This window comes from Leucobacter komagatae (assembly GCF_006716085.1).
Lineage (GTDB): Bacteria > Actinomycetota > Actinomycetes > Actinomycetales > Microbacteriaceae > Leucobacter > Leucobacter komagatae.
In genome coordinates this window covers 393,459-418,570 of sequence record NZ_VFON01000002.1, presented here as the reverse complement: position 1 = coordinate 418,570, position 25,112 = coordinate 393,459, and the positions used below count along the sequence as shown (strand labels likewise).

At 67.1% G+C, this 25,112-nt stretch carries 25 protein-coding genes and 2 pseudogenes; 15 read left to right on the top strand and 12 right to left on the bottom strand.

The genetic code is table 11. From position 1 onward, the window contains the following. Nucleotides 1-5 precede the first annotated feature (5 nt). A complete protein-coding gene (locus FB468_RS16815; protein WP_141888939.1) occupies nt 6-590 on the top strand; it encodes a YdeI/OmpD-associated family protein in 585 nt (194 codons plus the stop codon). A gap of 16 nt (nt 591-606) precedes the next feature. Here FB468_RS16815 and FB468_RS16810 read toward each other — a convergent pair whose 3' ends face one another. Then, on the bottom strand, nt 607-1,806 hold the full coding sequence (locus tag FB468_RS16810) for an MFS transporter (RefSeq protein ID WP_141888938.1): 1,200 nt from the start codon (nt 1,804-1,806) through the stop codon (nt 607-609). Nucleotides 1,807-1,889: 83 nt separating this feature from the next. On the opposite strand from FB468_RS16810, the gene ribB reads away from it, so the two are divergent. Further along, a complete protein-coding gene (gene ribB, locus FB468_RS16805) occupies nt 1,890-2,537 on the top strand; it encodes a 3,4-dihydroxy-2-butanone-4-phosphate synthase (RefSeq protein WP_342777265.1) in 648 nt (215 codons plus the stop codon). Here the strand turns inward: ribB and FB468_RS16800 are convergent. Continuing rightward, entirely contained in the window at nt 2,525-3,265 is a 741-nt protein-coding gene (locus FB468_RS16800; protein ID WP_141888937.1) for a siderophore-interacting protein, read from the bottom strand. The genes ribB and FB468_RS16800 overlap by 13 nt on opposite strands. Before the next feature lie 88 nt (nt 3,266-3,353). Between FB468_RS16800 and FB468_RS16795 the strand changes: the two genes are divergently transcribed. Further along, nucleotides 3,354-3,938, top strand: coding sequence for a TetR/AcrR family transcriptional regulator (locus tag FB468_RS16795; RefSeq protein ID WP_141888936.1), 585 nt, complete (start codon nt 3,354-3,356; stop codon nt 3,936-3,938). A 25-nt stretch (nt 3,939-3,963) separates the two neighbouring features. Here FB468_RS16795 and FB468_RS16790 read toward each other — a convergent pair whose 3' ends face one another. Continuing rightward, nucleotides 3,964-5,790, bottom strand: coding sequence for a glycosyltransferase family 4 protein (locus FB468_RS16790; RefSeq protein WP_141888935.1), 1,827 nt, complete (start codon nt 5,788-5,790; stop codon nt 3,964-3,966). Between the two features lie 164 nt (nt 5,791-5,954). Here FB468_RS16790 and FB468_RS16785 point away from each other — a divergent pair, with 164 nt between their 5' ends. The 5 genes from FB468_RS16785 to FB468_RS16765 all read left to right on the top strand — a co-directional run bounded on the left by FB468_RS16785 (nt 5,955) and on the right by FB468_RS16765 (nt 10,948). Beyond that, entirely contained in the window at nt 5,955-6,797 is an 843-nt protein-coding gene (locus FB468_RS16785) for an AraC family transcriptional regulator (protein WP_141888934.1), read from the top strand. Between the two features lie 152 nt (nt 6,798-6,949). Next, a complete protein-coding gene (locus FB468_RS16780; RefSeq protein ID WP_141888933.1) occupies nt 6,950-8,011 on the top strand; it encodes an ABC transporter substrate-binding protein in 1,062 nt (353 codons plus the stop codon). After that, a complete protein-coding gene (locus FB468_RS16775; protein WP_141888932.1) occupies nt 8,008-9,081 on the top strand; it encodes a FecCD family ABC transporter permease in 1,074 nt (357 codons plus the stop codon). Before FB468_RS16780 ends, FB468_RS16775 begins: the two co-directional genes overlap by 4 nt. Further along, the gene (locus tag FB468_RS16770; protein ID WP_141888931.1) at nt 9,078-10,145 is read left to right on the top strand and encodes a FecCD family ABC transporter permease; all 1,068 of its coding nucleotides are present in this window, start codon (nt 9,078-9,080) and stop codon (nt 10,143-10,145) included. Before FB468_RS16775 ends, FB468_RS16770 begins: the two co-directional genes overlap by 4 nt. 14 nt (nt 10,146-10,159) lie before the next feature. Next, a complete protein-coding gene (locus tag FB468_RS16765; protein ID WP_141888930.1) occupies nt 10,160-10,948 on the top strand; it encodes an ABC transporter ATP-binding protein in 789 nt (262 codons plus the stop codon). Between the two features lie 49 nt (nt 10,949-10,997). On the opposite strand, the gene FB468_RS16760 is transcribed toward FB468_RS16765, so the two are convergent. Then, the gene (locus tag FB468_RS16760) at nt 10,998-12,416 is read right to left on the bottom strand and encodes an MFS transporter (protein WP_211359207.1); all 1,419 of its coding nucleotides are present in this window, start codon (nt 12,414-12,416) and stop codon (nt 10,998-11,000) included. A 101-nt stretch (nt 12,417-12,517) separates the two neighbouring features. Between FB468_RS16760 and FB468_RS16755 the strand changes: the two genes are divergently transcribed. Then, entirely contained in the window at nt 12,518-13,192 is a 675-nt protein-coding gene (locus FB468_RS16755; RefSeq protein WP_211359206.1) for a TetR/AcrR family transcriptional regulator, read from the top strand. 15 nt (nt 13,193-13,207) lie between these two features. On the opposite strand, the gene FB468_RS16750 is transcribed toward FB468_RS16755, so the two are convergent. Both FB468_RS16750 and arsB read right to left on the bottom strand, forming a co-directional pair. Next, on the bottom strand, nt 13,208-14,497 hold the full coding sequence (locus FB468_RS16750; protein ID WP_141888929.1) for an NAD(P)-binding protein: 1,290 nt from the start codon (nt 14,495-14,497) through the stop codon (nt 13,208-13,210). Further along, complete coding sequence (gene arsB / locus FB468_RS16745) at nt 14,494-15,603, bottom strand: ACR3 family arsenite efflux transporter (RefSeq protein ID WP_141888928.1); 1,110 nt, start codon at nt 15,601-15,603, stop codon at nt 14,494-14,496. Before arsB ends, FB468_RS16750 begins: the two co-directional genes overlap by 4 nt. A 110-nt stretch (nt 15,604-15,713) precedes the next feature. Here arsB and FB468_RS16740 point away from each other — a divergent pair, with 110 nt between their 5' ends. Further along, nucleotides 15,714-16,124, top strand: a complete 411-nt coding sequence (locus FB468_RS16740; RefSeq protein ID WP_141888927.1) for an ArsR/SmtB family transcription factor — start codon at nt 15,714-15,716, stop codon at nt 16,122-16,124. Continuing rightward, nucleotides 16,121-16,531 carry an arsenate-mycothiol transferase ArsC gene (locus tag FB468_RS16735; RefSeq protein ID WP_141888926.1) on the top strand — a complete coding sequence of 137 codons (411 nt, stop codon included), beginning with the start codon at nt 16,121-16,123 and terminating at the stop codon, nt 16,529-16,531. The genes FB468_RS16740 and FB468_RS16735 overlap by 4 nt, the downstream gene beginning before the upstream one ends. 41 nt (nt 16,532-16,572) lie before the next feature. On the opposite strand, the gene FB468_RS17320 is transcribed toward FB468_RS16735, so the two are convergent. From FB468_RS17320 to pdhA, 5 genes and pseudogenes are all read right to left on the bottom strand, one after another. Beyond that, nucleotides 16,573-17,289 (bottom strand): 2-oxo acid dehydrogenase subunit E2, encoded by a 717-nt coding sequence (locus tag FB468_RS17320; protein ID WP_211359205.1) that lies wholly within the window; start codon nt 17,287-17,289, stop codon nt 16,573-16,575. Between the two features lie 108 nt (nt 17,290-17,397). Further along, a pseudogene (locus tag FB468_RS17500) lies at nt 17,398-17,604 on the bottom strand (E3 binding domain-containing protein); the annotation flags it as partial. Between the two features lie 61 nt (nt 17,605-17,665). Further along, a pseudogene (locus FB468_RS17495) lies at nt 17,666-17,794 on the bottom strand (biotin/lipoyl-containing protein); the annotation flags it as partial. Between the two features lie 49 nt (nt 17,795-17,843). Further along, the gene (locus FB468_RS16725) at nt 17,844-18,845 is read right to left on the bottom strand and encodes an alpha-ketoacid dehydrogenase subunit beta (RefSeq protein WP_246056026.1); all 1,002 of its coding nucleotides are present in this window, start codon (nt 18,843-18,845) and stop codon (nt 17,844-17,846) included. Beyond that, nucleotides 18,842-19,936 (bottom strand): pyruvate dehydrogenase (acetyl-transferring) E1 component subunit alpha, encoded by a 1,095-nt coding sequence (gene pdhA / locus FB468_RS16720; protein ID WP_246056024.1) that lies wholly within the window; start codon nt 19,934-19,936, stop codon nt 18,842-18,844. Before pdhA ends, FB468_RS16725 begins: the two co-directional genes overlap by 4 nt. A gap of 198 nt (nt 19,937-20,134) precedes the next feature. Here pdhA and FB468_RS16715 point away from each other — a divergent pair, with 198 nt between their 5' ends. Continuing rightward, nucleotides 20,135-20,725 carry a TetR/AcrR family transcriptional regulator gene (locus FB468_RS16715; RefSeq protein ID WP_141888925.1) on the top strand — a complete coding sequence of 197 codons (591 nt, stop codon included), beginning with the start codon at nt 20,135-20,137 and terminating at the stop codon, nt 20,723-20,725. A 55-nt stretch (nt 20,726-20,780) separates the two neighbouring features. Here the strand turns inward: FB468_RS16715 and FB468_RS16710 are convergent, their stop codons facing one another. After that, the gene (locus FB468_RS16710; protein WP_141888924.1) at nt 20,781-21,329 is read right to left on the bottom strand and encodes a GNAT family N-acetyltransferase; all 549 of its coding nucleotides are present in this window, start codon (nt 21,327-21,329) and stop codon (nt 20,781-20,783) included. Between FB468_RS16710 and FB468_RS16705 the strand changes: the two genes are divergently transcribed. The 3 genes from FB468_RS16705 to FB468_RS16695 all read left to right on the top strand — a co-directional run bounded on the left by FB468_RS16705 (nt 21,328) and on the right by FB468_RS16695 (nt 25,093). After that, nucleotides 21,328-22,710, top strand: a complete 1,383-nt coding sequence (locus FB468_RS16705) for an aminotransferase-like domain-containing protein (protein WP_141888923.1) — start codon at nt 21,328-21,330, stop codon at nt 22,708-22,710. The two genes, FB468_RS16710 and FB468_RS16705, sit on opposite strands and share 2 nt — an antisense overlap. A 230-nt stretch (nt 22,711-22,940) precedes the next feature. Next, nucleotides 22,941-24,104, top strand: coding sequence for a thiamine pyrophosphate-dependent enzyme (locus tag FB468_RS16700; protein WP_141888922.1), 1,164 nt, complete (start codon nt 22,941-22,943; stop codon nt 24,102-24,104). After that, on the top strand, nt 24,101-25,093 hold the full coding sequence (locus FB468_RS16695; protein WP_141888921.1) for an alpha-ketoacid dehydrogenase subunit beta: 993 nt from the start codon (nt 24,101-24,103) through the stop codon (nt 25,091-25,093). Before FB468_RS16700 ends, FB468_RS16695 begins: the two co-directional genes overlap by 4 nt. The last annotated feature ends 19 nt before the right edge of the window (nt 25,094-25,112 follow it).

Here is a 25,112-nt window from a genome sequence, read left to right as displayed (position 1 = left end):
CCTGGATGGACGACACGCTGTTCTTTGCAGACGCTGAGGCGTTCAGCGCGTGGCTTGACGCCAACCATGCCCACGCTTCGGAGGCTTGGCTGCTCTTCCACAAGAAAGGTTCAGGGCGTGTGAGCCAGACCTGGCCTGAGGCCGTGGACGTTGCGCTGTGCTTCGGGTGGATTGACGGGCTCAGAAAGGGCGTTGATGGCGACAACTACAAGGTTCGGTTCACCCCCAGGAAGCAAGGGAGCGTGTGGAGCGCGGTGAACGTTCGGAAGGTCGAGGCGTTGATCAGTGCGGGGAAGATGCGGCCGGAGGGGCTAAAGCTGTTCCACGGCCGCGCCGACACCCACGGCTACTCCGCCGAAACGCGGAGGGCGACGCTTGACCCGGAGTATGAACGACAGTTCGCGGCGAACGCAGCGGCGTGGCAGGCATTCCAAGCGTTCGCACCCTCCTATCGGCGAGACGCCGTGTGGTGGGTGATGAGCGCAAAGCGAGAAGAGACCCGGGTGAAGCGGCTCGACGCGCTGATCTCGTCATCGCTTGCCGGGCAACGGGTCCCGCCGCTTCGGGCTCGGAGTGGCGCCGGGGCGTAGCGGGCTGCCCCAGCCCTTACTCCAGTCGGCTCGTCGCGAGGCTGGCGATCGCCACGACCGCGGCGAGGAGTGCAACGGCCGCCGTGAACACGAGGCCCGCGCCGCGCAGCCCGATGACTGTCGCGAGGAGACCGACACCGATCGCGGGCAGCGCGAGCATGAGGTAGAGGCCGGCGAAGAACGACGAGGAGACCTCGCCGCGTCGTTCGGGCAGCGCCTGCTCGACGGTCGTGGCGATGCCGGCGTTCATGCAGAGCCCGGCAGAGACCCCGACCGTCGCCGCCGCGATGAGGAGCGGAGGGAGGACGACGAATGCGAGCGCCCACGCGAGAAACACGACGCCAACGATCATGCCGACGCAGCCGAGGGGCAGCGCGATGCGCGGGCGCATTCGCCGCGCGACGAGCTGCCCCGCGGCCATCCCCGCGAACGCCAAGAACACGACGAAGCCCGCGAGCGCGTGGCTCTCGAGGTGTAGCTCGCGCGCGAGGAACATCGCGGAGACTGCCGTGAGCACGCCCGTCGCTGCGAACCCCGACCCGGCCGCGAGGACTGCGCGCGTAAAGGCGCGACGTAGCTCCGCGGGCACGCGAAGTCTGTGCGGGCGAATGACAAACCTGCCGGCGTGCTCTGGCGCCGGGGTCCAGACCAGCAAGCCCACGAGCGCGAGCGCGCACAGTGCCAGGTGCACGGCGAACGGGGTGAAGAGTGGCTTCGAAGCCGATTCGGCAATGAGGCCTGCGATGAGCGTGCCGAGGGCGAGGCCACCGGTGTTCGCTGCGACGGCGACCGTTCCTGCGACAGCGCGGCGGTGCGCGGGGAACAGGTCCATCATCGCAGCAGTGCCCGCGCCGCTCATAAACCCGGCGCCGAGGCCCGAGATGACCCGTGCGACGACAAGCTGCGGAAGTGAGGGCGGGAGGAGGAACAGCACTGCGCTCAGCAGCGCAAAGCCCACCGCGAGCATAAGCACGGGGCGTCTGCCGAGGTCGTCGGAGAGCCTGCCAAACAGCGACAGTGCGCCGACGACGCCGAGCGCATAGACGGCGAACAGTACGGTGACGGTGAGCGCTGAGAACGCAAGCTCGTCGGAATAGATCGAGTAGAGCGGGGTGGGGAGCGTGGTGCCCATCATGGTGACGCTGAAGGCGAAGGCAGTCGCGGCGACCGCCTTCGCTGGGCGGGTGGGCGCGGGCTCAATGGCTGATGTTGTCATACAGGTTTCTTTCATAAGAGTCCATGGTGTCTCGAAATGGTAACATGATTCAAGACACAGTGTCTCGTTAAAGGTTGGAGAAAATGATGGAAGCGCTTGAACTCACCCCGATGCCCGAGGTGCTTGAGCAGTTGCGGGCGGGCCATGTGGTGCTCGTTGCCGACGATGCGTCGCGCGAAAACGAGGTAGACGCGATTGTGTCGGCCGACCTCGCGACGCCCGCGACGATCGGGTGGATGGTGCGGCACACCTCGGGGTTGCTGTGCGCACCGATCACCGCGGAGCGTGCCGACGCGCTCGAGCTGCCCCCGATGGTGGCGCGCAATGAGGACCCGCGGGGGACTGCCTACACTGTGACGGTCGACGCTTGGGGTATTGAAAGCACGGGCATCTCCGCGACCGACAGGGCGCGCACAGCGAACGTGCTCGCCGACGAGGCGTCGCGGCCGGGCGACCTCATTCGCCCGGGTCACATCCTGCCGCTCCGGGCGCATCCGCTCGGCACGCTTGGGCGGGGTGGGCACACCGAGGCGACAATCGATCTGCTGCGGCTCGCTGGGATGGTGCCCGCTGGGGTGCTCGCTGAGCTCGTGAATGACTCCGGCGAAATGCGCCGAGCGGGCGAGATTCGGGGTGACGAGCGCTTCGCTGGCATGGCGTTCACGACGGTTGCCGAGGTGGCGGCCGCGGTTACTGTCGCCACCTCGGGAGTGGCTGCTTATTCGCGGTAATCGCCGACCCCACTGCGCCAGTAGCCCTTCACGTGGAGCTCCGCGACGCCCCGGTCGCGGAGCCTATGGCGGAACCAGTGGGCGGAGGCGGCTTCGCCGGCAAACCACACGCCGCTCTCCGGGGTAAACCTGGCGTCATTGGCCGCGGCGAGCAGTTGGGAACCTGGCTTCTCGCCGCGCCCACGCGTGAGCCAGGTCGTGACTGCGGCGGAGGTTCGTGGCAGCTCAAAGTCCTGGCGGTCGCGGTCGTCGCCGAGCTCGATAAAGGCCGACACGCTTCGGTGTGAGTGTTCGCGCTCGAGCATCGCGGCGATCGCGGGAAGTGATGTTTCGTCGCCGAAGAGGAGCAGGGATTCGGCGCCCCGGCTCGGCCAGCCGCTCGGGCGTGGGCCGCCGACCCGGGCCCGCGAGCCGATCGCGCAGCGCTCGGCCCACTCGGGGACTGTGCCGGCGCCGTGCAAGAAGACGTCGATGATGATCTCGTCGGCGACCGGGTCGAAGCCGCGCACGGTGTAGGCGCGGCCGTGCTCGCCGAAGCCGTCGGGTTCGTTGATGAAGAGCTTCACCCACGACCCCGGAGTTTCGTGAACGACGGCGAGGAGGTCGTGGCCGGCGAGGGTGAGCCTGATCATGTGCTCGCTGACATGCTCGCGTGACGTCACGACGACGTCGCGTGTGGCGGTGGCCCTGCGGGTGGTTCGCTCGGTGGATGGTGATGGAGTATGCATAGCTGAATTTCTTTTCGAGTCAATGTGTATCGTAATGATACGCACAACCCTTTCGGGTCAGCAAGTCTCGAAAGTGTAAGGTGGTGGCATGGAAGAGCGCACACGGCCACTGGGTCGCCCGCGGAGCGAGGATGCGAGGCTCGCGGTGCTCCGTGCCGTCGACGACATGCTCGTCGAAGAGGGCTACGCGGCAATGACGATGAAGGGCATTGCCGAGCGGGCGAAGGTGGGGCGCCAGACCGTCTATCGCTGGTGGTCGTCGAAGGCCGAAATTTTGCTCGAGGCGAGCGCCGCCGATGCGGTGCGAGAGCTGACCGTGCCGCCAAGTGAGAGCGCCGAGGGTGACGTCGTCGCGTTCCTCGCCGCGCTCTCGGGGTTTCTCACGGAGTCTGACGCGGGCCTCGCGTACCGCGCGCTTCTCGGGGAAGCGCAGCACGACGCGAAGGTCGCCGAGCTGCTCCGGGGCACGGATGTGCTCGGGGATGCCGCGCGGGTGTTGATCGCGCAGGTGCAGGATCGCGGGGGCCTTGTTGGCTTTGCCGGCGCGGCGCGCGAGACGCTTGTTGCGGAGCTCGTTGGCCCCACGCTGTTCCGCACGCTCGTCGAGGGCCGACCGGTCGAGCCTGCCGCGATTGCCGACATGTCGCAGCGTTTTCTCGCCACTTCTCGCTGATGACCCCTACTGAAACGCCGTTCTTCTATTTTTGGTCGAGTGCGGTAAGTAGCGACGCAGCTGCTTGGGGCCAATCGGCAATTTTCGCGAGAGAAGAGCGCAGTTCGATTACTCTTGCTCTGGCTTCTTTCGGGTTGTCAAGGACCTGCCTGATCGCCTCTGCCCAGGCATCTACCGCTAAGCGTGAGGGGGTGTTTCGTGTTGAGACGATTGAAGAGGGCACTGTATTGATCTGACAGTCGGTGATGAGTTGAGCGAGGCCAGATTCTGCGCTCAATAGCACTGGGATGCCCTTGGCAATTGCTTCCAAACCAGCCAGTCCAAAACCCTCGTGCCGGGATGGCATGAGTAGAACCCTTGCCTGGCTCAGATCAGCTAGTAGTTGGTCCTGGTCGTCGGCGTAGGGGCGAAGGTGATAGGTGACCCGAGACTCAAAAATCTCATCTAGCTTGCGCTTCACGACGTTTGCTGCGTCGGACGGAACCCCTCGAATAATGAGCGAAGGTATGTGGTTCTTTGAAGCCGGCCACTGGTCCACGATTTGCAAGAGTGCCTCTGCGACAATGTCAATACCTTTGGACTTCATGTCATCAGCTCTGCCGATGAAGAGCACTTTGTTCTTGACTGGTTCAGGCCGCTCTGATAAATCCAGCGTTGTGTTCATACCCGGAACTAAAGTGAATACTCTTGGTGCCAACGAGTTCCCAAGGAGATCATCGCTGATGGTCTCGCTGAGGAGCGGCCCTATGCCGGCAACGAGGTCTGCACTCATCGACAGTTCGCGTTCAAGCTGTCTGCGTTCGTCTGCGCTAGTCATCCGTGAGGATCCGCCGATGGTCTCCTTCGCGAATTCGAGCTGTTCTGCGTCTGTGTGGACAATATGGACACGTCGAGCGCTGGGGAAGAACTGTTGTTGTTGGGTAGCTGCGTATGGACCGAGTATTCGCCCGTGCCCAACAATCACGTCCGGAGCCCAGCTTTCTTCTGCAAAGATCGGTCTCAGCATGAGTGCCTCGCGGTCGCTGATTCCTGGGGGCCGAGCTGCAGTAGCAAGCGAGACGTTTGCGGCTGATGCTGAACGGATGTCTTCGTCAGAGGCGTCCGGAAGAAGAACTGTGACCTCCTTTCCGATGCTCGCCAGTGCCGCCGCAAGTTCGCGGTTTACGGTAGATATTCCGCCTCGGCCAGACCTCCACTCGTCAGCGACCAACAGGAACCTTTGCTGTTGCTCGCTAATTGGATCGGCAGTTGGTGGCAGAAATGGTTTTTCTGACTCGAAGGTTGCCAGTAGCTGAAATGCTTGCGTTGTCGAAGTTGGGCGGTGATCTGGGGAGGAAGCTTCTGGCTGGCCTGCTTTGTAAAACTCCCAGATGAGTTGGTCTTCCTGGAGTTCTCCGAGAAGGATAGCGTCGTACCCGACGTTGTCCTTCTCGTTCCGAAGCAGTGTGTGCATCGCCCGGGTGGTTGCCCGCTCGCGGGCGGATTCGTCCATCACCTGCTCGTTGCCGGGCGCCAGGAGGAGGACCGCTGCGAGTGTGACCTCCGCTCGGGTCGACCGCCTCATCTGTATTGCATGTGCGAGAAGGGACTGAGAACGGTTGTTGAGATTGTTAAGTGAGCGGGGGCCAGCAAGTATCTGAATCTCAATAAATAGTGGGGGCGAACCTGCTCTGGTTTGGATAAGATCCGGCGAGCCTCCGGAGGCTGAACGGGGTTTCCCCCCAGGGGTTGCGGATAAAGCCTCTGCGAGTAGTGCCTCGATGTGGATCCAGTGGCTGTGGAGGGGAGCGCGCTCGTTCGCAGCACGAGAAAGCAAGCTCGACAGCTGGAGGTCAAGGTCGTCGTTGAGCATGGGCTCATCCTATTCGGTAGGGGACTGCGCATCCCAGGCGGGGACGAAGAGCAAAGGTAGTCACCTGAGCGGAGCATTGCGAGTGACCGGCCAATTGAGTTGTGAGGCTGGGCTTCCTTGTGGCTGAATGGGCCAACGTCAACTGCTGGTACGCTAATCATCTGATGAATCGAATTGGGCCCATTGACTGGGGTGCGAGCGTGTCTCGCCCCTCGTCGCTCAGCGCGCCCTTTCTCATGGCGACGGGCGTGCTGACGGGCGACGGTAGGGCCGAGCGCCCCGTCGCGCCCCCGCACTCGCACCCTGAGCCGATGCTCGCCTGGTGCTACCGCGGCACGGTCTGGGTGTATCTCGAGGACTCGATTTGGCGGCTCGCGCCGGGGGAGGGCATCTGGCTGCCGGCGAATACTCCGCACACCGCCAGGCACGAGCGGGACTCGGTCGGGTGCTACACCAACGTGCCAGACTCGGCGTTCGAGGAGCCGGTGCTCGAAGTGCGGCGCGTGCGCGTGCAGCGGGCAGTGCAGGAGATGCTGCTGCACCTCGGGGTGAACGACATGGACCCCGAGCTGCGAGTGCGCATCCAGGGCGTGCTGCTCGATATGCTCCAGGAACCCGTTGCCGACGAGCCGACGCAGGCTGGCGAGATTCCGCTGCCCGGCGACGAGCGGGTGAGGCCCCTTGTCGAGGCTGTGCTCGCCGCGCCCGGCGACGTTCGCACGGCCCGTGACCTGTTCGCGCAGCACGGGCTCCACGAGCGCACCGTGCTGCGGGTGTTCGTGAGTGACATCGGCATGAGTTTTGGGCAGTGGCGGACCGGGGTGCGGATGACGATGGCCGCCAGGCTGCTCGTCGCGGGCACGCCGGTCGGCGCGGTCGGCAGCAAGTGCGGCTACCACTCGACGAGCGCGTTCTCCGCGGCGTTCAAAGAGCGCTTCGGGGTGACGCCGACGCAGTACGTCGCGCGGGCCAAGTCGGAGGGCGCGCATCGCGCGTACTGGCGGTAAATCTGACCTTTGGCGGTTTTTCGCAAGAAGTCGTCCGCAACGGAACACACAGAACGCCCCTGGGCTTCTAGCATCGATTTGTTAGGTAAGGCTTGCCTAACTTTCGCCGCCGCACCTCGGCCGCGACCCGCCATCTTTTCGCTAGGAGAACAATGCTGCACGCTTCCGCGCGCTCACGCACCCGACGCCTCTCGGGGGTCGCGGCCCTCATCGCGGCCGCCGCGATCGCCCTCACCGGCTGTACCGCACCGGCCGCCGACACCGAGCAGGATCCCGGCGCCGCTACCGGCGTGACGATCGAACACGCGCACGGCACCACCGTCATTCCCGAGAAGCCGAAGCGGATCGTCGCGCTCGGCTGGATGACCCCTGACATTGTCGCGGCGCTCGGCGAGAACCCCGTTGGCATCGAAGAGGTCTGGGGTGCCGACGAGAGCGGGTACCTGCCCTGGTTCAACGAGTACGTGACCGAGCAGTACGGCGAGACTCCCGAGATCATCCCGTACGCGAAAGAAGGCCCGAACTTCGAGGGCATCAAGGCGCTGAAGCCCGACCTGATCCTCGGCCTCTACACGGGCATCACCGACGTCGAGTACGAGCGGCTGAGCGAGATCGCGCCGACGGTTCCGTACATCAATGGCCCGTGGGACCCGAGCACGTGGGAGGAGATGACCCGCACCGTCGGCAAGGCGATGTGGGAGGAGGAGCGCGCAGAGGAGCTCGTGACCGAGACCGAAGAGCTCGTGTCATCCCTCGCGGAAGCACACCCCGAATTCTCTGGCAAGACGTTCGTCTGGGGCCTCACCATGCCTGAGGGCAGCACCGACCTGGGGGTCTACCTCGACTACGACCCGCGCGTGCGCATCACTGAGTCGCTCGGCTTCACCTCGACGAGCGCAATGGACAGCTTCCACCAGAGCGCAGAGGGCGACAACTGGTACACGGGCGTGAGCCTCGAGAAGCTCTACGACGTCGAGGCCGACGTGTTCGCCGCCTGGGGCGCGAGCAAGGCCGAGGCGACCGCGACCGTCGAGAACAAGATCGTCTCGAAATGGAACCCAATCGCGAACGGCGCCTATGTCATCTACAACAACCAGGCTGAGGCCGCCGCGATCAGCTCCCCGACCGTGCTGTCGCTGCAGTACATCCTGCCGAAGTACGTTGAAGACCTCTCGGCCGCGCTGCAGGGCAAGCCGACAAACTCGAACGAATGACACTGACTGCTGAAGAGCGGGGCCGCGCGGCGGCCCCGCTCTCCGCGACGTCCGAGTCGAAACCGCGCAGGCGGGGATGGGTGCTTGGAGCCGGGTTGCTGGTGGTGTGCGGGGTGCTCGTCGCCACGGTGATCGCCTCCCTCGCGGTGGGGAGCCGCGCGATCGACCCGCAGACGGTTATCGCCGCGCTGTTCTCGTACGACGAGGAAGACCCGCTGCACCTCATGGTGCGCGAGCTCCGCGTGCCCCGCACGGTCTACGGGATCCTGATCGGTGCTGCACTCGCCGTGTGTGGCGGGCTCATCCAGGCGTTCACGCGCAACCCGCTCGCCGACCCCGGTATCCTCGGCGTCAATGCCGGCGCATCGTTCGCCGTGACGTTCGCGGTCGGGGTGCTCGGCCTCACGGCGCCCGGCGCCTACGTGCCGTTCGCGCTTGGCGGTGCCTTCGCGCTCACCGTGCTCGTCTACGCCCTCGGCTCCTTTGGCCCGTCGGGTGCGACCCCGATGAAGCTCACCCTCGCTGGCGTCGCGCTCGGCGCAGCCTTCACCGGGTTTACGACCGCGATCGTGCTGCAGAACAACAGCACGCTGCAGGTTATGCGGTTCTGGGGCGTCGGCTCCGTCGCCGGCCGTGACCTCGCAGACCTCGCGTGGGCCGCGCCGCTCATTGGTCTCGGGCTGCTGCTCGGCATGCTCAGCGCCCGCTCGCTCAACGCGCTCGCGCTCGGCGACGACCTCGCGCAAGCCCTCGGGGCAAGAATTCGTTTCACTCGCGTGACCGTCATCATCGCGGTCACGCTGCTCGCCGGTACGGCCGTCGCGGCGGCCGGCCCGATCGGGTTCGTTGGCATCATGATCCCGCACGCCGTGCGTTGGTTTACTGGCCCCGACCAGCGCTGGGTGCTCGCGTATTCGCTGATCGTCGGCGCCGCTTTCCTCCTGCTCGCTGACATCCTTGGTCGCATCGCGCTGCCGAACGGCGAGCTGCGGGTTGGCATCGTCACCGGCCTGCTCGGCGCGCCCGTGCTCATCGCGCTCGTGCGCCGTAGGCAGGTGAGCGGACTGTGAGCGACGCAACCCGCGCAACCCACGGTGTCGACTTTGGCCGCCGCGAGTTGCGCGTCGAGACGCCCCGGCTCGCCTGGGCTATCCCGCACCGATCTCTCATCGTGAGCGGCGCGCTTGCCATCGTTGTGCTCGTCTTCGGCGTCGCCTCGATGAGCATTGGCTCGTACGACGTGAGTTTCGCCGACGTGGTGCGCGCTCTCGTCGACCCGAACGTCGACCCCGATAGCAGGCAGGTCGTCTTCGAGTGGCGGTTCCCGCGTGTGCTGTTCGCGGTGCTCTGCGGCGCGGCCCTCGCGCTCTCGGGCGGCATTTTCCAGTCACTCACGCGCAACCCGCTCGGCTCACCCGACATTATCGGGTTCGGCGTCGGCGCGCAGTTTGGGGTCACGCTCGTGATGGTGGTGCTCGGGCTGAACACCTACATGTTCAAAGCGGCGGGCGCGCTCGTCGGCGGCCTCGTGACCGCGCTCATCGTCTACGTGCTCGCCATGAAGCGCACCGTCTCGTCGTTCCGCCTCATCATTGTGGGCATCGGCGTCTCAGCTGGCCTCGGGTCGCTCACGTCGTGGATCCTCATCTCCGTGAGCGTCGAAAAGGCGATGATGGCGGCGACCTGGGGCGCCGGATCGATTGCCTCGCTCGGGTTCGACCAGCTGATTCCCGCTGCGTTGGTGTTCGCCGTCGTGGCCGTCGCCGCGCTTCCCCTGAACCGCACCCTACCGGTGCTCGAGATGGGCGACGACGCGGCGACCGCGCTCGGCGTGCACCCCGGTCGCACCCGCTTCCTCGCGATGGTGCTCGGCGTTGCGCTCGTCGCGCTCGTGACCGCGGCGGCCGGCCCGATCTCGTTCATCGCGCTCGCAGCGCCGCAGATCAGCCAGCGGCTCACGCGCACAAACACCCCAATGGGCATGGCGCCCCTCATGCTCACTGGAGCGGCGCTCGTTGTCGTGTCAGACGCGGCCGCGCAGCTCTTGTTCGTGCCGGTCGGCGTCGTCACCGTATCTATTGGCGGGGTCTACCTCGCCTGGCTCCTTGCCACCCAGTACGCGCGCCGCGCGTGAAAGGACCCCGCACCATGCCCGCCTCACTCTGCGCGCGCGACGTTTCGCTCGGCTACAGCGACGACCCAGTCATCCAGGGCCTCACCCTCGAGGTTCCCGACGACTCGTTCACGATTATCATCGGGCCAAACGCCTGCGGCAAGTCGACCTTGCTGCGCGGGCTGGCGCGACTCCTGCGCCCGTCGAGCGGCAGCGTGCTACTCGACGGCTCCGAGATTCATAGGCAGAAGTCGAAGGAGGTCGCGAAGCGGCTCGGCCTGCTACCTCAGTCCTCGCTCGCTCCCGACGGGATCACCGTCGCCGACCTCGTAGCCCGCGGCCGGTTCCCGCACCAGAACGCCATGCGAACCTGGAGCAGCGCAGACGAGGCCGCAGTGTCGGGCGCGATGGCCGCGACGAACGTGACCGGGCTGTCCAAGCGCCTGGTCGACGAGCTCTCGGGCGGGCAGCGCCAGCGCGTCTGGGTCGCCATGGCCCTCGCGCAGCAAACGGGGCACCTGCTGCTCGACGAGCCGACGACGTTCCTCGACATCGCCCACCAGATCGACCTCATGGAACTCTTCGCCGAGTTGCACCGCGGCGGCACGACGCTCGTCGCGGTGCTCCACGACCTGAACCACGCCGCCCGATACGCGACCCACCTCGTCGCGATGCGTGACGGGGAAATCGTGGCGCAGGGGGAGCCGCGTGAGATCATCACCGAGAGCATCGTCGAGCAGGTTTACGACCTGCCGTGCCGGGTGATCACAGACCCCGTCTCGGGGACGCCGCTCGTGCTGCCGCTTGGGGGTCGGCGGGCGTAGCGGGTCCCCGGGGCGGCCCTCACTGAGAAGCGGTCGCGTCCCGCCTACCTCAGCGCTGCGCGGGCAGCGCGAGCGAGAAGAGCGCGCCGGCCCCGCTCACCACCGCGCCGATCACGAACAGCGCCGTGAACGAGCCGAGCGTGCTGGCCCCGCTCGTGGCAACCGCGACGCTCGTGAGTACGGTCGTCGAGATCGGGGCGCCGAGCGCGGAACCGACCGTGCGCAGCACGCCGTTCACTCCCAGCGCGGCCGCGATCTCGGTGCGCGGCGCAATGCTCGCGACGAGGTCTGACACCACGGCAAAGCCGATGCCGTTGCCAAGGCCAACCAGAGAGAAGAACACGACGATGACGGTGAGGCTCTGCGGGGCGAGCGCGACGCCAAGGCTGCCGATGCCCATCACGCCGAGCGCGATGAGCGCAGTGACCTTCGAACTGGTTCGGCCGATGAGCCAGGGCGCGAAGCGGCCGCCGAGGAACACGAGGATGGCGCCGGGGAGGAGCGCGATGCCCGTCTGAGTGACGGTGAAGCCCTGACCGAAGCCCGCGGCCGGGTCGGCCTGCAGTAGTACGGGGAGCCCCACGTAGAACAGGTACGGGATGAACCCGAGGAACAGGGTGAGGCCGTTCGTGATCGCGAGCGCTGGCCTGGCGAGGGTGCGCACGTCGATGAGGGGCGCTTCGGTGCGACGCTCGACAAGCACGAGCGCGGTGAGCGCGACGAGCGCGAGCGCGATAAGCCCGAGCACCGCCCCGGAGCCCCAGCCCCAGCTGCCGCCCTGTGAGATAGCGAGCAGCAGGGCGAGGAGGCCCACGGTGAGGAGAACCGTGCCCGGCCAGTCGGTGCGGGCCGCCTGGCCGCGCTGCGAGGCCGGCACGAAGGCGACCGCGAGCGCGATCGAGAGTATGCCCATCGCGGCGCCCGTCACGAACAGCCAGTGCCACGAGAGTGACTCGACGATGACTCCGCCGACCACGAGCGCGGCGCCGGCCCCGAGGCCCATCGTGCCGCTCAGCCAGCCGGTTGCGCTGCGCTGCGACTGGCCCTCGGTGTGGCGCCTCACGATCGCGAGGGCGAGCGGGAACGTCGCGGTGCTCGCTCCCTGAAGCACGCGCCCAACGAGCAGCGCGGGGAGCGTCGGGGCGAGCGCTGCGAGCACGCCGCCGGCCACGAAGGTGGCGAGCGTCGCGAGCAGGATCCGCCTGTGCCCATACCGGTCACCGAGCGAGCCGAGGATCGGGGCGGCAACCGCACCGCACAGGAGGTAGCTCGTGAGGATCCATCCGGCGAGCGAGGCGTCGATACCGAACTCGACCATAAATGTTGGGAGCGCGGGGACGAGGAGCGTCTGCATCATCGAGAAGCTCAGCACCCCGATCGCGAGCGCGAAGACGAGGCCCCGAGACCGGCGCGCTGAGGCGGGGGTCTCTGGCTGGGTGGTGATGGGCGTTGGGGCGGTGTGAGGCACGGCTGCTCGACTTTCGTTTCGGGCAGCGATGCCCTGAACTATCGGATCGGAATGATCCGTTCCGATAGAAGTGTAAGGCAAACACGGGTAGCTTTGGAAGGGTGACGTCACAACAACCCGAAGCTGGGCCCCTGCGCGGTCGCGCCCGAGAAGCGCAGAGCAACGACGGCGCGATCCTCCGTGCTGCCCGGGAGGTATTCAGTGAGTGGGGCTGGAGCGCACCGATGTCGGAGGTCGCCGCGCGCGCGAAGACCGGGGTCGCCAGCATCTATCGGCGCTACCCGAGCAAGACCGAGCTCGTGAACGCCATCCGCGTGTACGCGCTCGACCTCATTTGCGAGCTTGCCGAAGACTGCCTGAGGGAAGCGAGCGGGGCGACGCAGCGCGTGTCCGCCGTCGAACTGTTCCTCCGGCGCCACATCGCTGAGGCCAAAGGCCCGCTCATGCCGCTGCTCGGTCGGCAGGTCGGCAGTAATGACGAGATCGACGAGCTCTCCGACAGGCTTGAGCGCGCGCTCGCGGCGATCATTGCTCACGACGTACCCCTTGGCCTCGTGCCGGGCGACTATGGCCCAGGGGACCTCATGCTCACCGTCACCCACCTGCGCCCGACGCTCACGGTGCCCCGCGAGAAGGCCAACCTCATGCACTTGCGCCAGCTCGACTATGTGCTCGCTGGGCTCCGCGCCTACGCGAGGAGCGGTGAGGAGGCCCGGGGGCAGTCGTCGACCTGGGCCGAGTGGGTCAGCCTGAACAACACCGACGAGCGCGAATAGCGCTCCACCGGGCTATCACGCGCTACAGACGCCGGTCTGGGGGAGCGAGAGGTGAACGGCACGCGCCGCCTCACCGTCCCCGCTCAGTTCCGCGGCGATCGACCGCACCTGTTCGTAGCCCGTTGCGAGCAGGAAGGTCGGGGCGCGGCCGTAGCTTTTCGCTCCGACCACGTAGAAGTTTCGCTCGGGGTGTGTAAGCGCCTCGGCACCGTGCGCGGGGACCGTGCCGCAGCTGTGAAACTCCGGGGCGATGAGTGACCCAAGGGCAATGGGGGCCTCGGTCGGGTCGTCAAGTGCGAGGCGAAGCTCCGACGTGATGCTGTGGTTGGGGCGGAAGCCTGTTGCGGGTACGAGTAGATCGACGTGCAGGGTGCGTCCGTCTGCAAGGCCAACGGTGAGCGGGTGTGGGGCGTTGCTGGCTTCGACGGTGAGGGTAGTCACTGCGACGCCCTCGAGGAGGGTCGCGGCGCCTGAATCGACGAGGCGGCGAAGGCTGACCCCGAGCTGACCGCGTGCGGGGAGTTCGTCGGCAGCGCCGCCCCCATAGAGGCGGTTGGCGTCTGCTACGCCTCGAATTCCCCACAGAATCTCTGTTGACGGTTCGTGCTGGCGAAGCCGCCCGAGGGCGATGAGCGTGGTCGCCGCTGAGTGCCCCGACCCGAGGATCAGGATGCGCTTGCCGGCAAACCGCGCCCGCTCGGCCCCGAGGGGGTCTGGGAGCGGTGCGGTCACCGTGGCCTGCTCGCGTGCGGCGGCCTCACCGATTGCAGGGATGCCTGACCTGCCAGCTGGGTTTGGTGAATGCCAGGTGCCTGTTGCGTCAATCACTGCCCGGGCAAGCAACTCGCCCTCTCCATTTGGGGCGGTAAGCCGGACCAAGAACGGCTGCGCCTCGCGATTAGTTGTTCGCGTCTTATCGAAGGAGCCTCCGGTGATCGACGCTCTGGTGATCGCTGTCACTCGGTGGCGAACCCTGAGGTGGGGCGCGATCGCCGGGTGGGCAGCGAGAGGGGCGAGGTAGGCGTCGATGAGTTCGCGACCGGTCGGCAGCTGAGTTGCGCGCGGACGCTCCCACTGGACGTCGCCAGCCTCGTCTTGTGACTCCAGCAATCGCTGCGCGGCACGATCGAGGTTGTACTGCCAGGTCGAGAACAGCTTCACGTGCTGCCAGGACTCGATTGCTGAGGCGACGGTGCTGCCCGACTCAAGCACAATGAACGGCTGCTTCCGCTCGGTCAGGTGCGCCGCAGCCGCGAGCCCGACGGGGCCGGCGCCGATGATGGCGATGGGGAGAGTGGGGTTCATAGAGTGACACCTTTCTGGAGCGATGCGGTAGCCGGATGTGAGGGGGAAGAGAAGAAGAAACTGCGTGACCAGAGCGCCACATAGACGAGGGTGAGGAGGATGGGCACCTCGATGAGTGGCCCTACGATGCCCGCGAGGGCTTGCCCGCTCGCAGCCCCAAAGGTGCCGATTGCGACGGCGATCGCGAGCTCGAAGTTGTTGCCCGCTGCGGTGAACGCGAGGGCTGTTGTTCGTTGATACCCCAGGCCCGCGAGGCGGCCGACGGCCATGCTGACGCAGAACATCACAGTGAAGTAGATCAGCAGGGGCAGCGCGATCCGAGCGACCTCGAACGGGTGCGAGATGATGCGGTCACCCTGGAGGGCGAAGAGCGCAACAATCGTGAACAGCAGCCCGTAAAGGGCCCAGGGTGCGAGCCTGGGGATGAATGTCTGCTCGTACCACTCTCTTCCCCGCGCGCGTTCCGAGAAGTAGCGCGTCGCGAAGCCCGCGGCGAGCGGTATCCCCAGGAAGACCAATACCGAGAGCGCGATGGCGGTGAACGAAAAATCAATGTGCGCCGTGGGAAGTCCGAGCCAGCCGGGTAGCACCTGCAGGTAAAACCACCCCAGCGCGCCAAACGCAACGAGCTGAAAGACTGAATTGATCGCCACGAGTACCGCTGCGGCTTCGCTGTCGCCGCAAGCGAGCTCATTCCAAATGAGCACCATGGCGATGCAACGCGCGAGTCCGACGATGATGAGACCCGTGCGGTACTCCGGGTGATCGGCGAGGAATAGCCACGCAAGCGCAAACATGAACGCGGGCGCAATGACCCAGTTCAACAGCAGCGACCAGGCGAGGAGCTTCCTGTCTGCCACAACACTTTTCGTTTCGGTATAGCGCACCTTTGCGAGAACCGGGTACATCATGACGAGCAGTCCGAGCGCGATCGGAACTGACACTCCGGCAACCTGTAGGGACTCGAGCGCTTCCCCGACGCCCGGGGCGACGCGCCCAATGGCAATGCCCAGCGCCACCGCAGCGAGTATCCACACCGGAAGGAAGCGGTTGATAGGTGCGAGATGGGGCTTGGAAAGCGCTGCGGGGAGAGGTGAGTGTGTCATGCGGCCTCGTCAAGATATAGATGATTGTCAATGTCTGTCGCGTTCGAGTATGCTCTGAGACATAGACGGCTGTCAATCTCTGCTGGCCGATGACGGGAACGAGGGTGTCCATGACAAAACTCCAACGGCCTCCCGCGCCTCATCCCGCTGAGAGCGTGGAGTGCTGCCCGGCTCAGAACTCGAACGACTCTGGACGCTCATCGACAGATTTCGAGGGGCTAGCCGCTGGGCTTAAGGCAATCGCTGACCCCACCAGGCTCAAGATCCTCGACATCGTGGCTACTGCCCCGCGATCCGAGGTCTGTGTGTGTGACCTTCCCGAGCCGCTTGGTCTGACGCAGCCCACGGTGTCGCACCACCTGAAGGTGCTCGTCGAGGCTGGGCTCCTGCGCCGCGAGAAGCGCGGAGTGTGGGCCTATTTCTCGCTGGTGCCAGCGGCGCTTGGTGATCTTGTGGCCTCCATTCCCGCCGCCGACGCCCCGGCACGGTTCAGCGTGACGCAGAGCGGGGTTTCGCGATGACGGGTGTCCCGAGTGTGCTCTTTGTGTGCGTTAAGAACGGCGGGAAGTCACAGATTGCGGCAGGCTACATGCGGGTGATTGCCGATGGCGCGGTGCGTGTGGCGTCAGCTGGCACATCTCCGGGCAGTTCGGTGAACGCGCTCGCCGCAGCTGTCATGCTTGAGCAGGACATAGACATCTCCGCAGCGATACCAACGCAGCTCACCGAGCAGGCAATGCGCGAGGCGGGGCGCGTCGTGGTGCTCGGCAGTGAGGCGCACGTGCCGAGCGTCCCCGGCGTAGACATTGAAACGTGGATCACTGACGAGCCGAGCGCTCGGGGTATTGAAGGTGTCGAGCGGATGCGACTCGTGTGCGCCGACATCGAGGGGCGCGTCCGCGAGCTGGCTGGCCGCCTCACGGGCTAACCGGTGTGGGGCTTCTTGAGCGAAGCCCCACACCGAAGCCGCTACGCCACGATCGCGACGGGGTTTTCGAGCAGCTGCGTCAGCGCGCGCAGAAACTGGGCCGCGAGCGCGCCGTCGATGATGCGGTGATCCGCTGACAGGGTGTAGCGGAGTTGTTCGCGAACGGTGACATCGCCGCCCACGACCGCCGGCTCTGATACGGCGGCGCCGACCGCGAGGATCGCCCCCTCGGGCGGATTGATGAGGGCCGTGAACTGCTCGACGCCATACATGCCGAGGTTGCTGATGGTGAACGTGCCGCCGGTCATCTCGGAGACTGAGAGTCGGCCGTCGCGAGCCCGCGCCGAGAGCGCTGCCGCCCTGGCAGCGATCGCCGAGGTTGGCTGTCGGTCTGCGTCGCGGATGACGGGCACGACGAGCCCAGACGCTGCAGCGACCGCGAGCCCGATGTGCACGCGCTCGTGCATCACCGTCGCACCGCGCCCCTCAGGCGAGTACGAGGCGTTCACCCCCGGCACCTCGCGCAGCGCGAGCGCTGCGGCCCGCACGAGCAGGTCGGTGACGCTGAGCTTTGGCCTGTCGGCAGCGACGAGCCGCTCGTTGAGGGTCTGGCGCAGCGCCAGCAGCTCGGTCACGTCGGCGACCGCGGTGACCGCGAAGTGCGGCGTCTCGGAGCTACTCTCGCTGAGCCTCCGCGCGATGACCGCGCGGGTCGCGTCGAACGGGATCACGGTCGACCGCTGCGTCTCGTTCGCCACGGCTGGCGATGCCGCCCCGCCCTCGCCACCGCCTGCGAAGGCCCCCGCGGCGGCCTCCGGGATGTCCGCGCGCACGATCCTGCCACCGGGCCCGCTCCCAATGACGCCCGCCAGATCGATGCCGCGCTCGCGAGCGAGCCGCCGTACGAGGGGCGAGGTGAACTGTCGCGTACCCGCGTCGGTGCCCGGCGGAACGAGGGTCGCGGGTACCGCGGGCACCACGGGCGCGGCGGGCACTGCAGGGCGGGCGGGCGGGCGGAGCCGGAGTCTCGGGTCGGGAACGTCCCGGATCCTGATCTGCGCCCGTGCCGTCATCGAGCCGCGCGATCGGCTCGCCGATGCGCGCCTGCTCGCCCTCCTGGGTGAGAATCGCGCTGAGCACGCCGGCCTCGTAGGCTTCCTGCTCCATGAGCGCCTTGTCGGTCTCGATCTCGACGATGATGTCGCCGGCCTCGACTCGGTCGCCCGGCTGCTTGCGCCAGGCCGCGATGGTGCCCTCGGTCATGGTGTCGCTCAGGCGAGGCATAAGAATATCGATCATGGGTGCTGCCTTTCTATGCGCGGCCAGCGACGGCCGCGAGGGTCTCTCGGATCGCGGTGATCGCGTCTGAGGCCTGGGGGAGTGCCGCGGTCTCGAGCGGTTTGGAGTACGGCAGCGGCACCTCTGCCATGGCGACGCGCCGCACCGGAGCGTCGAGCCAGTCGAACGCGCCGTCTGAGATCGTCGCTGCGATCTCAGCGCCGATGCCGTACGTGAGCCAGTCGTCTTCGAGTACGACAGCGCAGTTTGTGCGCTTCACCGACTCGATGATCGTGTCGCGATCGAGCGGCCTGAGGCTTCGCAGGTCGACAACCTCGACGCCGATCCCATCGCTCTCAGCGAGCAGCTCGGCGACCTCGAGCGCCACCGCCGCCATGCGCGAGTACGCGACGACGGTGATGTCGCTGCCGCGCCTCGTGACTTTCGCGCGGCCGATCTCAGCCGGGGTGTCATCGTCTGGCACCTCGCCCTTCGTGTTGTAGAGCGCGAGGTTCTCGAGAAACAGCACGGGGTCGTCGTCGCGAATCGCGGCGAGCAGCAGCGCCTTCGCGTCGGCGGGGCTTGACGGGGCGACAACTTTCATGCCCGGAACGAAGGCGTAGAACAGCTCGATGTTTTGGGAATGGGTCGCGCCGAGCTGCTGGCCGCCGCCGCCCGGCGTGCGAATCACGAGCGGCACGCGGGCCTGCCCGCCAAACATCCCGTAGATCTTCGCCGCGTGGTTCACGATCTGGTCGAGCGCGAGCAGCGAGAAGTTGATCGTCATGATCTCGACGACGGGTCTGAGCCCGAGCATCGCGGCGCCGATCGCGGCGCCGGTGAAGCCCTCCTCCGCGATAGGGGTGTCGCGGACCCGCTTCGGGCCGAACTCCTCGAGCATTCCCGCGGTGATCTTGTAAGAGCCTTCAAAGACGCCAATCTCCTCGCCGATGAGCATCACCTCCGGGTCGCGGAGCATCTCAGAGCGCAGGGTGTCGTGTAGCGCCTGGCGGTAGGTCATTGTGCGCGTGCTCATGCTGCGGCTCCGTTCGTCGGGGCGTTAGGGAGGGGCGGTGCCGGGGAGAAAAGCGGCTCGCCGGGCAACCTGTGGGAGTTGTTCGCGACGGGCGTCGCGTACGTGTAGTCGAAGAGCGTGTCGACGCTCGGGTGCGGGCTCGCCTCGGCGAACGCGACCGCCGCCTGTACGGCCGAGGCCGCTGTCGCGTCGACCTCCGCGGCCGTGTCGTCGTCGAGCAGCCCAAGGTCGGTGAGGCGCGCGGCGAACAGCGCGATCGGGTCGCTCGCGGCGAGCGACTGGGTCTTCTCTGGGGCGCGGTACTTCGCGGGGTCGACGACCGAGTGCCCCTTCAGCCGTTCGCTCACGGCTTCGAGGAGGAACGGCGTGCCGGCCCGCGCGCTCGCGAGCGCGCGGAGCATGGCCTCGCGGACGGCGAGGGGGTCGGTGCCATCGACCCGCTCCGACGGCATGCGGTACGAGGCCGCGCGCTTGTAGAGCTCGGGCTCGCCCGACGACTCTTCGACAGTCGTGCCCATGCCCAGCCCGTTGTTCACGATGACGAACACGACAGGCAGCCGCCAGATCGCCGCGAGGTTTAGTGACTCGTGGAACGCACCGATGTTCGTGGTGCCGTCGCCCATGATGCAGACCACGGCTTCGGGCCCGCCGCGGTAGTCGATGGCGAGTGCGGCGCCCGTCGCGAGCGGAAGCTGGCCGCCCACGATGCCGTACCCGCCGAGCAGCCGAGCCTCGACGTCGAAGAGGTGCATGGAGCCGCCCCAGCCCTTCGAGACCCCGTCAGAGCGGCCGTAGAGCTCGGCCATTACCCTGCCCGGCTCGATGCCCCTGCTGAGCGCGTAGCCGTGCTCGCGGTAGTTCGTGAAGAGGTAGTCGGTCGGCGCCATCGCTCTGAGGATGCCGACGACGGTCGCCTCCTCCCCGAGGTTCAGGTGGCAGTAGCCCCCGATCTCGGCCTGCGTGTAGGCGCGCGCCGCGCGCTCCTCGAAGCGGCGGATGAGCACCATCTCGCGGTACAGGCCGAGCATGGCGACACCGTCGATGCCGTCGGGGCGGAGCGCTTCGGGTGACGTCGCTGCACGCGCCTTCACCGCCGCCTTTCGTCGTGGCTTCGTTTCTGCTTGTGGCTTCGCTTGTTGCTGTGTGCCCACGGGTGAACTCCTCACGCGCTGTCGTTCGCCGCGAAAGAGGGCGGCGACCCCAATCATTAATGAAACGAAATCGTATCATTGTAGAATGGTGGTGAAGGACGGGTCCGGCGTGCGGGGCCGGGGCGTGTGAGGAGTGGCATGGGCGAGACTGTCGGTGAGCGCAAGCGCGGGCGCCCCACGGAGGCTGAGCGGGAGGCGCGGCGGGGGCACATCCTCGACGAGGCGCTTCGGCTGTTCGTCTCGCGCGGGTACGGCGCGGTGACGATCGACGAGCTTGCGCAGGGAGCCCGGGTCACGAAGCGGACGATCTACACGTATTTCGGTGACAAAGCCGGCGTCTTCACGGCGGTTATCGAGCGGTTCAGGGCGCAGGCCGGAGAAGTCTCGGGCGCCGGGCTGCAGGAGACGGCCACCCGCATCGTCGAGGTGCTGTTCTCTGACAGCGCGGTCGGGATGCACCGCCTCATGATCGCGGAAGCACTGCAGTTTCCCGAGCTCGCGGCAGGGTTTTACGAGAGCGGGCCCCGAGGATACGTTGACCTCCTTGCTGCCGGGTTGCCCGGGGAGCTTGGCGAGCCAGAGCGCGCGGCCCTTGCGGAGGCCCTGTTCGGTCTCTTGCTTGGCGAGCCGCACCGGCGGCGGCTGCTCGGGCTCAGCGAGGCGCCGAATGAGGCAGCAGCGCGGGCGCACGTGACGTCGGCGCTCGCGCTGCTGCGGCTGGGGGAGTGAGGGGCGCCGGGGCTCCGCGCTTCGGGAGCCCCTGGCGCCCCGGGGCCTCTGCGGTCTACGCGCGGGGCGTTGGGGACGCGTCGTACGTGATCCAACTCGCTCGGGTCGCGAGCGAGTTATACAGCGCCTGTGCCTGGTGGTTGTCGTCCGCCGTTACCCACTGCACGCCAGCGCGCCCCTCGGCCGCAGTCATATCGGTGAGGCGGCCGATAAGCGCCCGCCCGACGCCCCGACCGCGGGCGGCGGGGGTGGTGAAGAGGTCATCGAGGAAGATGCTCGTGGTGCCCGTGTACGGCGACGAGAACCGGCGGTGGTGGGCAAACCCGAGAATCTCGCTGTGGGCCTCGGCGACGAGCGCCTTGCACTCGTGCTGGGGGTCCATGAACCAGCCCCACGCGCGTGACACGACCTCTTCGGATTCGGCGAGCTTGTAGAACTCCCGGTACGCCCGGAAGTGCGACCGCCACTGCTGCTCATCGGCGGGTGCGAGTGGGCGCACGACGGGCGCGATGTGGTCTGGCGCGGTCGCGCCAAAGGCTGCGGCCGCCGCGTTCGAGAGTAACGGTGTTGCGGAATAATCAGTAACGTTATTAACTAGATTCATGTCCAAGGATAACAGAAGCGCGACCGTCGCCGCTCAGATCCGGGCCGAGATCGCCGAGCTTTCCCCCGGCGACAAGCTTCCCGGCGTGCGCGAACTCTCCGGCCGTTTCCACGCGAGCGCGGCCACGATCTCGGCGGCACTCGCCGAGCTCAGCGCGCTGGGGCTCGTGCGCGCCGAGCCCGGCCGAGGCACCTTTGTCGCCCGGCGCGAGCACCTGCTCGAGGCCGACTACTCCTGGCAGACGCAGGCGCTCGGGCCGGCCCGGGTCGACGCAGATCGGGCTTCGCGCCTCGGCGGGTATGGGACGCCGCAGCACCTACCCCTGTCGTGGGGCTACCTCGCGCCCGAGCTCGTGCCGAACGAAGAGTTGGGGCGGGCGACCGCGCGCGTCGCGAAGCACGCCCGCGCCTGGCAGATGACCCCGGTCGCTGGCTCGCCAGACCTGCGCCGAGTGATTGCCGCCGACTACCGGGCAGACCCCGGCGACGTGCTCATCGTGCCGGGCGGCCAGCAGGGGCTCGCCTACGCGCTGCGCACGCTCGCAGAGCCCGGCGGCCACGTCATCACAGAGAGCCCGAGCTACCCGGGCGCCATCCTCGCCGCCCAGAGCGCCGGGCTCACGGTGAGCTCGGTGCCGTCGGACGCGCACGGGATCCGGATCGAGGCGCTCGCAGACGAGCTTGAACGCTCGCGGGCCCGCGTGGTCTATGTGCAGCCGACGTACGCGAACCCGACTGGCGCGGTGCTCGCAACCGAGCGCCGCGCCGAGCTCATCGAGCTCGCCGCCAAGCACGGCGCCTTCGTCGTGGAAGACGACTGGGCGCGGCACCTGAACCTCGACGAGCAGGCGCCGCGGCCGCTGTTCGCCTCCGACCCCAACGGCCACGTCGTCACGGTCATGACGCTCTCGAAGCCGGTGTCGCCGGGGCTGCGCCTCGGTGCCGTCATCGCGCGCGGGCCCGCGGGGGAGCGGCTGCGCGCCGCGCGAGCCGCGGAGGATCTGTGCGTCGCGCCGCTCACGCAGGAGATCAGTCACGCCCTGCTCACCTCGCCCGCCTGGAAACGGCACCGGAACCAGCTGCGCGTCGAGCTCACCGCTCGGCGGGACGCGCTCGTGCGCGCGATCCACACCTACCTCCCCGAGGTCGCGCTGCAGTCGATCCCGCGCGGCGGGCTGCACCTGTGGGGGCGGCTTCCGCAGCCTCTCGGCTCGCGCGAGGTCGCGGAGCGAGCCTACGCGGCGGGTGTGCTCGTCGGTGACGGCAGACACTTTTTCGTCAACGAGCCGCCCGCGCAGTTTCTGCGATTCTCGTTCGGTGCGCCGACCGAGGCGCAGGCCGCGGAGGGCGCGAGATTGTTGGCTCAGGTACTCGCCGAGTAGCCCCTTTGTGCCCGCCGCAAGCGGGTTGTTCTCGCCGCCAAATCCGGGCTCAAAAGTTGGCCGTTCATGCCATGGTCTTTCACCGCTACGCGCGATAGTGTGAGGCTCACAAGTGACCCTTGTGAGTGCTTCGACGGCGAAGACGACGCATCTTTGTTGCCGAGGCGCTGAGCACCACCGCGTGCTCCGAGTACCACCAGAGCAATCCCAAACAAGGAGCGTGAACGTCAATGGGGATCAATATCCATGATCCAGAACCCATTCGCTTTCTCGACGCAGACGGAACGTTTGCGCCGAATGAGAGCGCGGCGGAGTATCTGAGCGAGATCGAGGATCTCGCGGTAGAGGAAGTCCAAGAGTGGTACAGGTCGATGGCTCGCAGCCGCGCCTTCGACACTGAGTGCACCAACCTGCAGCGCCAGGGCCAGCTCGCCCTGTGGGCGCCGAACCTCGGGCAGGAGGGCTGCCAGGTCGGCCTCGCCTACGCGACCATCCCGGAAGACCATCTCTTCCCGACCTACCGCGAGCACGCTGTTGCCGACGTGCGCGGGGTGCCGCTGCTCGATCTCGCGGCGCAGTTCCGCGGCCTCACCCACGGCGGGTGGGACGTGAACGACCCGAAGAACGGCAACTTCCACCTGTACACCGTCGTGCTCGGCGCGCAGGCGCAGCACGCGCAGGGATTCGCGCTCGGCATGCTGCTCGACGCGAAGCGCAAGGCGGGCAACACGGCGCTCGACCCGAACGAACCCGGCACCCGCACCGACCGCGGCGTCATGTGCTTCTACGGTGATGGCACCACGAGCCAGGGTGAGGCGAACGAGGCCCTCGTCTTCGCGCAGAGCTACCAGTCACCAGTCGTCTTCGTCGTGCAGAACAACCAGTACGCGATCTCCGTGCCCGTCGCCCGTCAGAGCCGCACCCCGCTCTACCGGCGCGCGCTCGGCTTCGGTATCCAGTCGGTGCAGATCGACGGCAACGACGTGCTCGCTTCGTACGCCGTCGGCCGCCGCTTCATGCGTGACGCCCGCGAGGGCCGCGGCCCCGGGTACATCGAGGCGCTGACCTACCGAGTGGGGGCGCACACGACGAGCGACGACCCGACCCGCTACCGCGAGAACGAAGAGCTGGAGGAGTGGAAGACGAAGGATCCGCTGCGCCGCGCAGCAGGCTACCTCCGCTCCCTCGGTGTTTCGGATGAAGCGATCGCGGAGATCGACGCCGAGGCGGCAGCCCACGCACGCGTGGTCCGCGAGCGGATCCTCGCGCTCCCCGCGTCGCGGCCAGACGAGATCTTTGACTACGTCTACGCCGAACCGCACCCGCGTCTTCAAGAGCAGCAGAACTGGATGCACGCCTACGAAGCGTCGTTCGCAGAGGAGGTGGCCTCATGAGCCAGTCACAGGAGACCACGTCGCTCGCGATCGCGCGCGCCATCAACGCTGGCCTGCGCGAGGCGCTGTCGAAGGACGACAGCGTCGTGCTGCTCGGCCAAGACATCGGCGCCCTCGGCGGCGTGTTTCGCGTCACCGACGCGCTCGCGAAAGACTTCGGCACCGCCCGCGTACTCGACATGCCGCTCGCCGAAGCCGGTATCCTCGGCTCGGCGGTCGGCCTCGCGATGAGCGGCTTCCGCCCCGTCGCCGAGATCCAGTTCGACGGCTTCGTCTTCCCCGCGATGAACCAGATCGTCACCCAGCTCGCGAAGCTGCGCAACCGCTCAGCTGGCACGATGAACATGCCCGTCGTGCTGCGCCTGCCGTACGGCGGCCACATCGGTGCCGTCGAGCACCACCAGGAGAGCCCGGAGGCGTACTTCGCGCACACCGCAGGCCTTCGCGTGGTGAGCCCGGCGAACGCGAACGACGCCTACTGGATGATTCAGCAGGCAATCGAGTCTGAAGACCCCGTGATCTTCCTCGAACCGAAGGCGAAGTACTGGCAGAAGGGCGAGGTGCGCCTCGACCGGCCCGCGGCGAAGATGCACGAGACCCTCGTCGCCCGCGAGGGCACCGACGTGACACTCGTCGGGTTCGGGGCGATGGTCACGACCCTGCTGCAGGCGGCCGAGATCGCGAAGTCGGAGGGCGTGAGCGCCGAGGTCATCGACCTGCGCACTGTTTCGCCCATCGACTACGGGCCGATCATCGAGTCCGTGCGCAAGACCGGTCGCGTCGTCGTCGCCCAGGAGGCCCCCGAGAACGCGAGCGTCGGCTCCGAGATCGCGGCGACCCTGAGCGAGCGCTGCTTCCTCTCCCTCGAGGCCCCGGTGCTGCGGGTTTCGGGCTACGACACTCCGTTCCCGCCCGCGGGCAACGAGAGCCACTACCTGCCCGATGCTGATCGCGTGCTTGAAGCCGTCGACCGCGCACTGAACTACTAGACAGCGCGACGCGCTGAGA